This window comes from Hallerella succinigenes, from assembly GCF_002797675.1.
Taxonomy (GTDB): Bacteria; Fibrobacterota; Fibrobacteria; order Fibrobacterales; family Fibrobacteraceae; genus Hallerella; species Hallerella succinigenes.
The window spans coordinates 793,163-807,516 of sequence record NZ_PGEX01000001.1; the positions used below are offsets into that span (position 1 = coordinate 793,163).

A 14,354-nucleotide genomic window follows, 5' to 3' on the forward strand; every position below is an offset into this window, starting at 1 on the left:
ATGAAGATTATCGACATTCTCAAAAAAAACAAAATGAGCCTTTCTTTTGAAGTTTTCCCGCCAAAAAAGGCGACTAGCTTTGAAAGCGTCAAATCGGCAACGGAATCGATCGCCGCTCTAGGCCCTTCTTTTATGAGCGTGACCTATGGCGCAGGCGGTGGCGTTAGCCAGTACACTTTGGAAATCGCCAAGAACCTGAAGACTAAATTCAACGTATCGATGCTTGCGCACCTGACCTGCGTTTCGAGCAGCAAGGAAACCGTGAAGCAACGCATTGCCGACATGAAGGCGGCAGGCATCAAAAACGTGATGGCTCTCCGTGGCGACTTGACCCCGGAGCTGATTGAAAACAATCGCGAAAAATGCGACTACCATCATGCGATTGAACTCATTCATGAACTCAAGGCCAGCGATGCGGACTTTTGCATTGGCGCGGCCTGCTACCCGGAAAAGCACCCAGAAAGTGCCAACCAGCGCGAAGACATTCAGCACTTGAAGGAAAAGGTCGACGCTGGCGCGGACTTTTTAACGACGCAGATGATCTTTGACAACAACCTCTTCTTCAGCTTCCTCTACAAGCTGCGTGAAGCGGGCGTGACCTGCCCTGTTCTTCCGGGCATTATGCCGATCACGAACGCGAACCAGGTGGAACGTGCGATCAAGCTTTCCGGATCCTTTATGCCGCAACGTTTTAAGTCTCTTGTGGACAAGTTCGGCAGCGATCCGGATGCGATGAAGCAGGCAGGCATCATTTACGCAAGCGATCAGATTATTGACCTTTACGCAAACGGCATTACGAATGTTCACGTCTATTCGATGAACAAGCCCGATGTGGCTGAAGGAATTTTGAAGAACGTTTCTGCAATCCTCGGCAAGAACTTTGTCTAGACTTACCACTTCGCCAAGGCATTGGCAATGATCAGATCCTGTAGTTTTTCGATGGCGCGCGCCTGACCGTGGCGGTCTTCCGTTTCGTTTTGCAGAACGTCATAGGTTCCGTCGGCGGAAAGGTTGTCGCCCTTGTAAATCATCTTTTCTGCCACGTTGTCATAAAAGCGAACGTTTACCTTCATCGTGACGCGGTACGTTTCGACTTCGGAACCGCTGGTGAAGTTTTCTGGTTTGTTCGTATAACTTAACAGGGTGAGTTGAAAGTCCGCATCGGCTTCGGAATTCACCAGGCGAACACTGCCTGCGTTTTTTCGGAAAAGTTTTTCGACGCTGTCCCGGAGCGTATTCGCAAGGACCGGATCCAAAGTCTTGTTATCCACTTCATGAATCTGTACCGTCCGGATATGGCTCGGAAGTGTACTCGCGGTAAAGCTGTAGCAACCGCACAAGGCGAGCAGGGGAAGCAACGTGAAAAAGAGGAGTTTCAAACGATTCATGTTTCCAAAGATAAATTCTAAATACTAGATTTTGCCCGTACCAAACTTTAAAGAGGCATCCCATGCTTGATATTCGTAAAATCCGTGAAAATCCGGATTACTATCGTGAAGAAACCAACAAGAAGTACACGACCGTCGACATCAAGGACGTCTTGGCCATCGACGAAGTGCGTCGCCCGCTCCTGACCGAAGTCGAAAAGCTGAAGAGCGAACGCAATGCGGAATCCAAGAAGATTGGCGAACTCAAAAAGAAGGGTGAAAACGCCGATGAAGCCGTGAAAGCCATGCGCGATCTCGGCGACAAGATCGACGAACTCGACAAGAAGCTCAAGGATCTCGCCTTTAAGCAGACCGAAATGCTCATGCACGTCCCGAACATCGCTCCGCGTTCCCCGGAAGGCAAGGATTCGAGCGACAACACTGTGGAAAAAGAAGGTCCGCTTCCGTTTGACTACTACTCCAAGAATCGCGACTTCACCCCGGTCGATCACAAGACCCTGGGCGAACGTCTTGGCATTTTTGACTTCGAACGCGGCGCAAAGATTTCCGGCAACGGTTTCCCGGTTTACCGCGGTCTCGGCTCGCGCCTCGAACGCGCATTGATCCAATGGTTCCTCGATGAACACCAGAAGAACGGCTTTGAAGAAATCACCCCGCCGTATCTCGTAAACCGCACTTCCATGCGCGGCACGAGCCAGCTTCCGAAGTTCGAAGAAGACATGTACCGCTGCGACAAGGACGACGACCTGTTCCTCATTCCGACTGCAGAAGTTCCGCTCACGAACCTCTATGCAAACGAAGTGATTCCAGCAAACGAACTTCCGAAGCGCATCTGCGGGTATTCCGCTTGCTTCCGCCGTGAAGCAGGTTCCTACGGTAAGGACACCCGCGGTCTTCTCCGCTTGCACCAGTTCAACAAAGTCGAAATGGTGTTCTTCTCCCGTCCGGACAATAGCTACGAAATGCACGAAGAACTCACCCAGTTCGGCGAAAAGCTTCTCGAAAAGCTCAAACTCCCGTTCCACCGCCTGGCTCTTTGCAAGGGCGACCTCGGCTTCGGTGCAGCCAAGTGCTATGACTTGGAAGTGTTCGCTCCGGTCGAAAACAAGTGGCTCGAAGTCAGTTCCTGCTCGAACTTTGAAGACTTCCAGGCTCGCCGTGCAAACATCAAGACAAAGATCGACGGCAAGAACGTTTACGTGCACACGTTGAACGGTTCGGGCCTTGCAACTCCGCGCGTGATGGTCGGCATCTGCGACAACTATCAGCAGAAAGACGGCTCTCTCGTCATTCCGGAAGTTCTCCGTCCGTACATGGGCGGGCTTGAGGTTATCGAACCGAAAGCCTAACCATAGTCCCGCTTCAAAATCCAAATTTGGGAAGGCTCCGCAAATGCGGGGCCTTTTTGACTACCGACCACTTCATTTATACGCATTCTGCATGATTTTGTCTGATAAACTTAACACACTTGATACAGTTTTTATATATTCAAAATAGCGCTCAGGAGTACTTTTCGATTTGATATCTACTTTATTCATAACAACAATGAGGGTATCACCATGAAATTCAAAAAGGTTCTCTTTATGCTCGGACTCGGACTTCTTTCTTCTACAGCAGTCGCTCAAGACAAGGATTATTCCGGAGCCGAACTTTTCACCAACGAAACTCAGATGTACGGCAAGTACGAAGCCCGCATGATGATGGCTACGGGCTCAGGCCTTGTCAGCTCCATGTTCCTGTATCACAACGATTCCTACAAGGGAGATCCGGAACCGTGGGTGGAAGTGGATATTGAAATCTTGGGCAAAGCTCCGGGAAAGTTCCAGTCCAACATCATCACCGGTAATGCCGCCAAGCAGATTACGAGCGAAAAGCATCACGATCTTCCGGGCAACGCCAACGAAGGCTACCACACCTACGGAATGGAATGGACTCCGAATTACGTCGCTTGGTTTATCGATGGCGTGCAGGTCCGTAAAACGATGACCGATTCGAACGACACCAAGAATCAGGTTGCAGCCTTGATCCGCGAACAGGGCCTCCGCTTTAACCTGTGGTCTTCGGAAGTGACCAGCTGGGTCGGTGAATGGAACGACGCCATTCTTCCTGTCCATCAGTACATCAACTGGGTGAAGGTTTACACCTACACACCGGGCGCTGGCGAAAACGGCTCGGACTTCACTCTCGCCTGGACGGATGACTTCGACACCTTCGACGATTCCCGCTGGGGCGCAGGCAACTGGACCTTCGACAAGAACCGCGTAACGATGAGCCCGGACAATGTGAACGTCCAAGACGGCACCTTGATCTTGAGCCTTACCAAGGCAGGCCAAGAAGGCTTTACAGGAGTCGTTCCGGTAGACACCGACAATACTGCTATCCGCAAGAGCAAATCCGTGAATAGCGTCGGTGCTAGCTACCCGGAATACCTGAGCACCTTTGACTTGATCGGTCGTTACAAAGGCGAAAAGAAGCGCTAAAGGTTCCCATGAAGAATACCGTTATCGAAGCCCTGTTAAACAGTCCGCATGCTGATGGAGACAAACTTCCATCCGTCCGTCAGCTGATGCAGTACTTACACACGGCTTCGGGTACAGTACAAAGCGCGTTGCGCGAACTTGCAAGCCGCGGATTCATTTACACAGATCCGGGCAAGGGATGCTTTTGGGGAAAGCGGAAAGCGGTGGAACTTCCACCGCTCAAGCCTTCCGCCCAGAACGAACTTTCGGAAAAATTCTTTGCCGACGTCCGCTCCGGTTACTTTTCCCTGCAAGGCGCTTTACCTTCTCAAAAAGAACTCGCCTTGCGCTACCGCGTATCGATTACGCGCATGCGCCAATTCTTAAAAGACATTCAGCAAAAAGGAATGCTCGAACGCGAGGGCAAGAGTCGCTACTTCTTCCCGAAGCAGGATGAACGTTCCGAAACGGAAATCCTTTTTATTACACGTTCAACCGAATGGGGTGCCTATAGCCCGGTCAGCGAACGTGAAATGGATTTTTTGAAATTCGTGTACCGCACTGGTGCCGAAAAGAATTTAAACCTGCGACTGCTCGGCTTTAACGAAGAAACGGAACAGTTCTTTGACCGCAACGGAAACACGAAGCAGATTTCCGAATATCCGAATGTGGTCGGCGCAATCGTTTCAACGCTTTTGATGCAAAAGCCTTTCCGCATTTTAAGTCAACTGCAAAACGCGAACTTTCCGATTTCAATCTGGTGGGAACACGCCGCGTTAGATTTGCCAAAATCTTTTTTGAAAAAAGAAGGCTGGGCCTTTTTCAATTCCACCTTCGGTAAGAACCCCGGCAAAACGGTCGGCAAATATCTTTTGCAAAAAGGCATTCAAAAAATCGAATACATTTCCCCGTACCATGCGAGCACCTGGTCCAGGGATCGTTTAAAAGGCCTTGAAGAAAGCGGTCTCGAAGTAATTCCGCATGTCGATGGAAAATTTGCGAGTCCTTGGGATTTTCGAAAACTCGAAAAGGATAACGGTCCCAAGCACACGATTGATTTGCGAGCAAAGAATCACGAAAAAGAAATTCTCCGTTCCTTGGTGAGCGAAGCCTCTCCTGAAATTCCTTGGGTCACCGTAAACGACGAAACCGCTGGGCTTTTGCTTGAACTGAAAGAAGAAAAGGTTTTAGCCAAGACGCCTTATATGGTGGGATTCGACAACTCTGTCGAAAGCTACCTGTTGCGCTTGGATTCGTTCGATTTCAACACGGAAGTTCTTGCAGCCCAGATGTTCTACCATTTGGAACTCGGCAAGAACGATCCGTTCAAAAGTCCCCATCTGCGTGAAATTTCGGGGAAAATCGTCGAAAAATAAAGCATAAAAATAGCCTACGCATTTTCCTTTTTAGGGTATATTTATGGCGTGTTCAAGTCTCTTTTTTGCATTTTTTGTGTTTTTGTCGGAATTGCCTTTTCGCATCCGCACGTTTTCATCCATGCAACAGTAGACCTTATTTTTGACGAAAACGAATTCGTCGGCGTGCAGAACCGCTGGGAATTCGACCTGATCTACAGCCAGGCGATGATTGCCGCAGCCGATGCAAACGGGAACGGCACTTTTGAAACAGACGAACTTCAGCTTTACAAAAATCAGATCGTCGACGCGGCGACTGAATACAGCCGTTTCAATTACATCGGCGACGGTACCCACTTTTTCTCTCCCAAAGAAAGCAAAAACTTAAAAGCATCGGTCACCAAAGAAGGAAAGCTCGTGGTGGAATTTTTGAACACGTTCCACATTCCAAGCAATCCCGATGATTACACAATGCTCGTTTTAGCCGTAACCGATCCGACAAATTACATCTTGATTACCGTCGATATGGAACAGAGCGAAGTTCATGCTCCCGATGCGATGGCAGTGGAATATTTTATGGACGCCCTCGACGGTCTTACTCAGTTCAAGAATTTTTCTGGCACAGTAAAGGGGCTTTATGTTCGATATCAAAAAGCACAGTGACTTCTTTTGCATTTTTTTTATCTGTCTTCTCTTTGGAAGCGCCCTTTCTTTTGCCGGTGCAAGCAACAAGCGTTTTGATTTTAAAAAGCCCGAGCCTGCAAAGACGACTGTCGTTGCTGACTCTTCTGAAGTCAAGACGACTTCAAGCTATTTCTTTATCGGTTCTGACGCGATGTGGGAATGGCTCGTTTCAAGCCAAAAGAATCTTCGGGAAAAGATTTCGCAGCACGTGACGCACCTTAAAAACGGGGAGCTTGCGAGCCTTGGCATTTTCCTTTTCATCTGCCTGATTTACGGGCTGATTCACGCCCTAGGGCCTGGCCACGGTAAAACGATCGTGGCGAGTTACTTCATTGCACGCCGAGGAAAAATCCTACAGGGCGTGGGACTTGGAACAGCGATTACAACAATCCACACGCTCTCTGCCGTGGCGCTGCTTTTTGCCTTGTACGGCGCGACCAAGGCAGCGCTCTTCCCCCTTTTTGAAGCGAGCCGTATCCACATCGAAAAAGCGAGTTACGCTCTCATCATTTTGACAGGCCTGATTTTGACCATCATCGCGATCCGCGAAACGGTTCACAGCCATCAAAATAAAACCGTACAGGCGAACGCTTCTTGGAAGGAACTTCTCTGGTTCGCCTTCATCACGGGCATTGTCCCCTGCCCCGCTGTCGCCCTGATCGTCTTCTTCTGCCTTTTGAACGACCTTCCGGGAATCGCCCTACTCGGAGCCGCCGCCATCTGCATCGGCATGTCCATGACCAACACAGTCTTTGGCATTGGAGCGATCCTTGCCCGCCGAGGATTCGACAAGGGCGTTCACCACATGAGCAAGCTCCACAAGTACGCAGGCACCATCAACACGTTGATTTCGCTTCTCTGTGGCACGGGCATTACCCTTTTCGGCATTTTCCTGTTTCTGAACGCCCGTTAAACGCACCTTTTATAACGCACCAAGCCTACCCAAAAGTTACAATTTACTAACTTTTGGATATGAATCCAACTGTTACCGGATTACTGATTCCTTTTTTAGGAACTTCGCTCGGCGCTGCGATGGTCTTTTTTCTGCGTGACAAAATCCAGCGTTCCGTAGAAATGATGCTCATGGGATTTGCCGGCGGCGTGATGATTGCAGCGTCTATTTGGAGTCTTCTGATTCCGGCGATCAACCAAGCCGAATCCATGGGAAAGCTTTCCTTCATTCCTGCAGTTGTTGGATTCTGGGCGGGCATTCTCTTTTTACTGCTTTTGGACCATTTTATTCCGCACTTGCACAATCACGCGAATCATCCGGAAGGTCCTCAGTCCCATTTAAAGCGTTCGACAATGCTCTTGCTCGCCGTGACGTTGCACAACATTCCAGAAGGCATGGCTGTCGGTGTTGTTTACGGTGGAATTCTGGCCGGGAACGCGACCATCACTTGGGCAGGCGCCCTTGCTCTGAGCCTTGGCATCGCCATTCAAAACATTCCGGAAGGCGCGATTATTTCAATGCCTCTTAAGGCTTCGGGCTTTAATCGGCCCAAAGCTTTCTTTTACGGTGTCCTTTCGGGAACCGTGGAACCGATTGCAGGCGCTTTGACATTCTTTGCATCATCGATGATTACCCCGGCGATGCCCTTCCTGTTGAGCTTTGCCGCAGGCGCCATGATTTACGTTGTAATCGAAGAACTCGTTCCCGGCACAAAATCCGGCGATCACTCCGATATCGGAACTCTTTTCTTCGCTTTCGGCTTTAGCCTCATGATGATTCTCGATGTGGCACTCGGCTAAAAAAGAATTCTTTGAAAGATTCCATATTTAGTCTTGACTAACATCCAGTTCCGTTGTATATTATCTTGGAAGAATTAGACAAGACTAATAAAGGACAACTATGAAAATTGCAGTCATCTATTGGAGCGGCACCGGTAACACCGAAGCCATGGCAAATGCTGTTCTCGAAGGCGCTAAAGATGCCGGTGCAGACGCACAGCTCTTCACCTGTTCTGATTTCAACCTCGCCACCGCAGATTCCTTCGACGGTTTCGCTCTCGGTTGCCCGGCCATGGGTGCTGAAGAACTCGAAGATTCTGAATTCCTTCCGTTCTACAACGATCTCAAATCTTCTCTCGCTGGCAAGAAAGTTGCCCTCTTTGGCTCTTACGGCTGGGGCGGTGGCGAATGGATGAAACTTTGGGAAGCCGACTGTTTCACAGGCGCTCCGGTGAAGGCTTGCGAAAGCGTGATCTCGGAAGAAGCTCCGAGCGATGATGTTCTCGCTCAGTGCAAGGAACTCGGCGCAGCCGTTTCCAAGTAATTTCCCAAGATATTGTCTCCTGGAAGGTTGGTAAGGAAGAGTCAACACCTTACCAACCTTCCTTTTTAGCGTCAAGGCTGCTCAGCCGCTTTTAACGCAAAAGAAATAAATCGTTTTCACTTTAAAAAGGCTTTCCCAAAAAGGAAAGCCTTTTTCATTTTCAAAGTTCTTCCACAAAAAAATTCCCTCAAGAAGGGGGGAAGCTTTTTTATAAATCCCCCCCGGAGCTTTCGCCCCGAGGGAATCGTCTATGGCAATTCTATCGACTGCAATGTTTAGAGGCGCTCGAAGAACATCCTTGGGAACAACCTACACAACCAAGGTTATGGTTCACGACCGCTTCCTTTGCGTTCTTGCACACGAAGGCGATTGCGCCAGTGCTCCATACCAACAGAATTGCAACGACAAGGATATTTGCGAGCATATAAACCTCTCATCCTTACTTCTGATTCGCAATCGCGTCCACCGAGCGGACTGCGCCAAAGGCATTACCCTTGTATGGATCCGGACGGAAGAGCTGGAAGAGAATGCCTGCGAGGAAGAGGATTGCTATCACGGTTCCCACGCCAAAACCTGCACCCAAAATCACACTACCAATCTGGTAGACGATAAAGGTGATGACCCATGCCCAAACATTCTGGAAAATCACTGCGAACCAGAACCACTTGCGGTCATTGAGTTCGCGAGCCATGGTCGCAATCGCAGCCAAGCACGGAGAATTGAGAAGGTTGAAGATCAGGAAGCAGAAGGCTGCAAGAGCCGACGGGAACCAGGTCATCAAAGCCTTACTGAACGGGTTATCCGCATCCAGATCGTCTTCTGCACCCGAAGCTTCTTCGACAGCGGCTTCGTTACCACCGGCGAGAACCGCCATGGTACCGACAATCGCTTCCTTCGCGGAGAAGCCCGAGAGGGATGCGGCAGCTGCCTGCCAGCCACCCTGTTCACCACCGAAGCCGAGCGGAATGAAGATGTAACGGAGCTTGTCACCGATACGGGCGAGAATCGAGTTAGCCGAGTTTTCAACAATACCGAACTGGAGGTTTTCCGAATCAGCGGCAAGGCCTGTTTCGTAAGCGACTTCTTCCGCAGCCGGAGCTTCAGCTACCTGTTCCGTAGCCGTTTCTTCAGCTTCCGGAGCCGGAGTTTCAAAGCCGTAAGTAGAAAGGAACCACATTGCCAAGCAAGCGAGGAAGAGGATCGTACCGGCCTTGATCAAGAAGCCCTTGGTACGTTCCCAAGCGTGCATCAAAACGGTTTTGAGCTGCGGCATGTGATACTGCGGGAGTTCCATCACGAACGGAGCCGCTTCACCGTGGAAAGGCTTCGTCTTCTTGAGCATGATGGCGGCGAGGAGAACGCTACCGAGACCGAAAGCGTACACGCCCGGAGCAACCCAGGAACCGAAGCCGCCCGCAGCTGCAATCACGCCCGCCATGCAAGCAATCACCGGAAGCTTTGCACCACACGGAACCCAAGTCGTGGTCATAATCGTCAAACGGCGGTCATTATTATTTTCAATGGTCTTCGAAGCCATGATGCCCGGAATTCCGCAACCCGAAGAAACGAGGAGCGGAATAAAGCTCTTGCCCGAAAGACCGAAGCGACGGAAGATACGGTCCATCACGAATGCGATACGGACCATGTAACCGCAGTCTTCAATAAAGGAGAGCAAAACAAACAAGATGAACATCTGCGGAGCGAAGCCGACAACGGCACCCACGCCACCGATGACACCGTTCACGAGAGCATCGGTCAGGATCGGATTTGCACCGGCACCTTCCATCCATCCCTGGACAGCTTCCATGATACCGCCGACGAAGTCATCGTTCGTCCAGTCCGTAGCCATGGAGCCCACAGTCGTGACGGAGATGTAATACACAGCCCACATCACAAAGAGGAAGATCGGAAGGCCGAGAATGCGGTTCGTTACAATGCGGTCAATCTTGTCAGAAAGGGTCAAGTACTTTCCAGACTTCTTGAGCACGCCCTGCAGGATGTCGCAGATGTAGTTATAACGTTCATCGGTGATGATCGATTCGCTGTCATTGTCACGGGCGGTTTCGAGGGCCTTCACCAATGCTTCAACCTTAGCCTTGTCCGCATCAGAAAAAGCGATGCGTTCTTTCACGTTCTGGTCGCGTTCAATCAGCTTGATCGCATACCAGCGCTTGAGACTTTCTTTGATCGTTGCCGGAAGAAGAGCGGTCACGTCTGCGATTGTTTTTTCGACATCATCGGCAAACTTCGTTTGAGCCTGTGTAGCCTTGGACTGGCAAAGTTCCACAGCCTTCTGAGCGGCTTCCTGAACACCCTTGCCGTAAAGGGCCTGGGTTTCGACGATCACGACTCCGAGCTTTTCGGAAAGCTTCTGCACGTCGATCGTGTCGCCGGACTTCTTCAAAGCGTCCATCATGTTAAGCGCAATGACAGTAGGCTTGCCGAGTTCGAGAAGCTGAGTCGTCAAATAGAGGTTTCGTTCAATGTTCGTCGCATCAACGATGTTTAAAATGACGTTCGGAGCGTCACTCATCAAATAGTCGCGGGAAACGACTTCTTCCTGAGTGTACGGGGAAAGGGAATAGATACCCGGAAGGTCCGTGACGACCGTGTCCTTGGACTTCTTGAGGCGGCCTTCCTTGCGTTCCACCGTCACGCCCGGCCAGTTACCCACATACTGGTTTGCACCCGTCAGGGCGTTGAACATGGTAGTCTTACCGCAATTCGGATTACCTGCGAGAGCAATTGTCGTTGCCATTTTCAGAACACTCCTTATGCGTCTTTGACTTCAACACGTTCCGCATCATCTTTGCGAATGCTGAGTTCATAACCGCGCACAGTCACTTCCACCGGATCCCCGAGCGGAGCAACCTTGCGAACGTACACTTCTGCACCGTTTGTGAGACCCATGTCCATCAAACGACGCTTGAGAGCACCTTCACCATGGAGCTTGGCAACCTTCACGGTTTCGCCAACCTGTACATCACGTAAAGTTTTCATGTCATCTCCAAAGAATTAAAAATCAGACCATAATACGGCATGCCAACTTGCGGTCCAGAGCAATGCGAGATTCTTTCACCTTCACAATCACGTTGCCGCCAAGGCTCGCCACGACCGTCACCGGCGTACCGACACTGAAACCGAGTTCGTTCAAGTGCTGTTTCACAACGTTATCGCCACCCAAACGCTTGACCGTAAAAATTTCTCCAATTGTGCAAAAAGTTAAAGGCATCTCTGAACCTCTTTGAGTTGGATTAGAAAGACAGCGCAACGGATGCACCGGCGACGAGGTACATCTCATCGCTTTCACCGTAATCGTCACCCATCGGGACGCAAACGCGGAAGTAACCATCGAAGCCGAAGTTATCCGAAACGGTGTAATAAGCCTTCGGAGCGAGCCAAAGCTGGGAAAGCTCTGCATCGGTGTCGAGAGTCATCGAGTGCAATTCAACCTGTGCACCGAGGCTCAAGTTTTCGGTAAGGCCGAAGACCGGTTCCGCATAGACGAAGAAGTGTTCAGGAACTTCCAAGTCCGTCGGATCATCGTCATCGAGGAATGCCTTGAAGACGGTTGCCTTGAGGCTTACCTTGCCGAAGTTGAATTCCGGTTCTGCAGCAAGAGCGTGGGTCATCTTCGGAGTGTCTTCGGTGAGAGCGTCAGACTTCAAGCCGTAAACGAGCTGGAGGGTACCGATCGAGCCGAGAGCGAGGTTAGCCGTCACGCCGAAGCGGAGGCTGTTATGGGATTCCGTCTGGTAGCTCTTGTAATTGAAGAACGGACGGATTGTATGGTTGCCCAGGGCGAGTTCATAAGCGGCATGGAAGTCGTAAGTGGTGCAGCCGACGTCCGAATCGCTGCAGTCATCGTCATCGCGACCCCAGCCGAGTCCCACGAGAAGACCGTGTGCATTCAATTCGAGACCACGGGTATTGCGTTCCACCATGCCAATCGCATAGTCACCCGGATCATCGTAATCGTAGTAACGGAAGGCGCCTTCTGCATAGGTGAAGTCACCAGCCTTGATAGCGACGCCTTCGCCTAGCTGATACTGAATGAAAGCACCGTCATAGGCAAAATGCGGAGCGGTACCGTCGCCGTCAGCGGAAATAGCCGCTTCAGCAGACCACTTGTCCGTGAACTGCACGCCGAACACGAGATTGAACGTCGAAGCGTAATCGTGGAACCATTTGTTTTCTTCTGCGTTGTTGTTCGTTTCATCACGCGGATCGACCTTCTTGTAATCCGTATTGGCTTCGAATTCCACTTCGCCAGCCACCGTGAACTTCGGGCCTTCATTCGAAGCGGCCGGAGCAGAAGCTTCCGTTGCGGCAGCGGTTGCAGCCTGCTGGACATCAGCCGGCTGAGATGCTTCCCGCTGAACTTCTTTCTGAACGGCAGCCGGTTCTTCTTCGTAATTACCGTCTTGAGCATAAAGCGGAGCTGCAAAGAGTGCAGATGCAAGCATTAAACCAAAAGTCTTTGTCATCATGATTCCTTTCGTTATTGCCAAATTGACCTATCTGAATCTTAGCGATCGCTATCTGAATTAGATTCAACTAGAGTTTTTAGTTTTGGCTAATTTCTAGGACAAATTTAGCTATAGCTAAATAATTAGTCAAGGCTAAATTTAACAGAAATTGCAGATACCCAAGGCAACCTTGCTAGGTGGTCTTCTTGGATTCTTTCTTTTTTGAGTTTTTTTTGACGTTTTTTTCGACAAAGGACTCAATTCGGTCCAAAGTTTCGCTAGAAAGGACGTGTTCAATGGCACAGGCGTCTTCATTTGCGATTTCCGACGGGACCCCTAACTGTTCAAGAAAGCCGCGCAAGAGCTTGTGACGGCAAAGGACCGACTTGGCCGCAGCCATGCCGGACGGGGTGAGTTCTACGAGCCCATAAGGTTCCTGTTCCACGTACCCCAAAGCTTTCAACTCGCCCAAAGCCCGAACGACGGAGGGAGCCTTAACGCGAAGTTCCGCAGCAATGTCTTTGAGGCGAACAGCCCCTTTTGACAAATGCAGCACGAGCACCGCTTCTAAGTAATCTTCTAGACTTTGGCTGAGCTTTTTCATAGTTCTACCAATCTACATAATTCCAAGATTCCCAAGAGCTCAGCGGATTTTCCACAGGACCCTTTTCGGGGCATTTTCCGAGATTTTTTGCACGTAAAAAGTTTTGGAGCCGATGACCGAGCCGCCCTTCGCCGCAGTTTCGACCTTCCACTTGCCCTCGGGAACGTTCTTTTTGGTTGTATAGATGCGGAAACCTTCTTCTCGACTGCCCCGGGTCGTCATGCGCGCCGAGGTAATCGTGTTCAAAAGTTCATACTTGCCCGTCTTTGCATTCTGATGGTACCAGCGGTGTTCAAGCTGCGTTTCGACCTTCGCCGGGGCAAAAACCGCGCTTACAAAGGTTACCCCTTCCCCTTCAGCAATCGAAAGTGTCGGAGAAAATCCCAAATAAACGCTCAGTCCGCCGAGAAAATCGTTTTCATCGACGTAACACGTATAATCCTTGGAAAATCCCGTACAAGCATTCTGGTCCTTGAGCACGAGCGGCACAGGCGCAATCCAGTTCGCGAGATAAGCGATGAGCAACATCCCGGAAATCACCGCCGGAGCGATCAACGCCCGCTTCGAACGGCGCGAAAGCTTGAAGGCCCCAAAGCAAATTCCAAAAGACATCGCGACCGAAACCAAGAACCAAAAAAAGCCGATCCCATTCACCAGATGCGGAATCAAAAAATTCAGGTACATCGTCCCGAGCAAATTAAAGAGAGCCAGCGAAAATTCAAACTTGGCATAGCTTTGCTGCAAGAATTCATTCGCCACCAGGAACACCGCAAGAAGCGCCACCAAAAAGAAGGCGCCCAACGACCCGCTACTTTTAAAGTAGCACACGACCAGCGCACTGAAAAGGCTACCAAAGCAGAACTGTACCGCATAGGTAAAACGGTTCTGCCATTTTTCGTTCCATGCGCGATTTAAGAATTTACCAGGCTCTGCGGCGAGCAACAGCAAAAAGACAAGCGACGCCACATAGTACAGCAAAAGAATCGCCAAGTCCGTCGTCTGAACGAGCTTGCCAAGTGTAATGGAATCCCACGTAAACCCGCCAAAAAATGCGGCAGCCGGAAAGAATTTGCGTATTTTTTGAACAACAGAATTTTGCAGAGCATTTTGAAGCAATTAG

The 14,354-nt window shown here is 50.3% G+C and carries 15 protein-coding genes; 8 read left to right on the forward strand and 7 right to left on the reverse strand.

Annotated elements, in window-relative coordinates; all coding sequences use genetic code 11:
- Complete coding sequence (metF, locus tag BGX16_RS03460) at positions 1–888, forward strand: methylenetetrahydrofolate reductase [NAD(P)H] (protein WP_100424807.1); 888 nt, start codon at positions 1–3, stop codon at positions 886–888.
- 2 nt (positions 889–890) lie between these two features.
- On the opposite strand, the gene BGX16_RS03465 is transcribed toward metF, so the two are convergent.
- On the reverse strand, positions 891–1,388 hold the full coding sequence (locus BGX16_RS03465) for an LptE family protein (protein ID WP_100424808.1): 498 nt from the start codon (positions 1,386–1,388) through the stop codon (positions 891–893).
- Positions 1,389–1,450: 62 nt separating this feature from the next.
- On the opposite strand from BGX16_RS03465, the gene serS reads away from it, so the two are divergent.
- The 7 genes from serS to BGX16_RS03500 all read left to right on the forward strand — a co-directional run bounded on the left by serS (position 1,451) and on the right by BGX16_RS03500 (position 8,161).
- Positions 1,451–2,737 (forward strand): serine--tRNA ligase, encoded by a 1,287-nt coding sequence (serS, locus tag BGX16_RS03470; RefSeq protein ID WP_100424809.1) that lies wholly within the window; start codon positions 1,451–1,453, stop codon positions 2,735–2,737.
- A gap of 210 nt (positions 2,738–2,947) precedes the next feature.
- Positions 2,948–3,868, forward strand: coding sequence for a glycoside hydrolase family 16 protein (locus tag BGX16_RS03475; protein WP_100424810.1), 921 nt, complete (start codon positions 2,948–2,950; stop codon positions 3,866–3,868).
- Between the two features lie 8 nt (positions 3,869–3,876).
- A complete protein-coding gene (locus tag BGX16_RS03480; RefSeq protein ID WP_100424811.1) occupies positions 3,877–5,223 on the forward strand; it encodes a GntR family transcriptional regulator in 1,347 nt (448 codons plus the stop codon).
- Between the two features lie 48 nt (positions 5,224–5,271).
- Entirely contained in the window at positions 5,272–5,865 is a 594-nt protein-coding gene (locus BGX16_RS03485; protein ID WP_157797845.1) for a DUF1007 family protein, read from the forward strand.
- Positions 5,840–6,799 carry a nickel/cobalt transporter gene (locus BGX16_RS03490; RefSeq protein ID WP_100424813.1) on the forward strand — a complete coding sequence of 320 codons (960 nt, stop codon included), beginning with the start codon at positions 5,840–5,842 and terminating at the stop codon, positions 6,797–6,799. Before BGX16_RS03485 ends, BGX16_RS03490 begins: the two co-directional genes overlap by 26 nt.
- 59 nt (positions 6,800–6,858) lie before the next feature.
- Positions 6,859–7,638 carry a ZIP family metal transporter gene (locus BGX16_RS03495; RefSeq protein WP_100424814.1) on the forward strand — a complete coding sequence of 260 codons (780 nt, stop codon included), beginning with the start codon at positions 6,859–6,861 and terminating at the stop codon, positions 7,636–7,638.
- Positions 7,639–7,738: 100 nt separating this feature from the next.
- A complete protein-coding gene (locus BGX16_RS03500) occupies positions 7,739–8,161 on the forward strand; it encodes a flavodoxin (protein ID WP_100424815.1) in 423 nt (140 codons plus the stop codon).
- A gap of 439 nt (positions 8,162–8,600) precedes the next feature.
- Here BGX16_RS03500 and feoB read toward each other — a convergent pair whose 3' ends face one another.
- The 6 genes from feoB to BGX16_RS03530 form a co-directional block, all read right to left on the reverse strand.
- Positions 8,601–10,919, reverse strand: coding sequence for a ferrous iron transport protein B (feoB, locus tag BGX16_RS03505; RefSeq protein WP_100424816.1), 2,319 nt, complete (start codon positions 10,917–10,919; stop codon positions 8,601–8,603).
- A gap of 14 nt (positions 10,920–10,933) precedes the next feature.
- Positions 10,934–11,161 (reverse strand): FeoA family protein, encoded by a 228-nt coding sequence (locus BGX16_RS03510; protein WP_100424817.1) that lies wholly within the window; start codon positions 11,159–11,161, stop codon positions 10,934–10,936.
- 22 nt (positions 11,162–11,183) lie between these two features.
- Positions 11,184–11,393 carry a FeoA family protein gene (locus BGX16_RS03515; protein ID WP_100424818.1) on the reverse strand — a complete coding sequence of 70 codons (210 nt, stop codon included), beginning with the start codon at positions 11,391–11,393 and terminating at the stop codon, positions 11,184–11,186.
- Between the two features lie 22 nt (positions 11,394–11,415).
- The gene (locus BGX16_RS03520) at positions 11,416–12,651 is read right to left on the reverse strand and encodes a hypothetical protein (protein ID WP_100424819.1); all 1,236 of its coding nucleotides are present in this window, start codon (positions 12,649–12,651) and stop codon (positions 11,416–11,418) included.
- A gap of 172 nt (positions 12,652–12,823) precedes the next feature.
- A complete protein-coding gene (locus BGX16_RS03525) occupies positions 12,824–13,234 on the reverse strand; it encodes a metal-dependent transcriptional regulator (RefSeq protein WP_100424820.1) in 411 nt (136 codons plus the stop codon).
- A gap of 39 nt (positions 13,235–13,273) precedes the next feature.
- The gene (locus BGX16_RS03530; protein WP_100424821.1) at positions 13,274–14,350 is read right to left on the reverse strand and encodes a DUF2914 domain-containing protein; all 1,077 of its coding nucleotides are present in this window, start codon (positions 14,348–14,350) and stop codon (positions 13,274–13,276) included.
- Positions 14,351–14,354 lie beyond the last annotated feature (4 nt).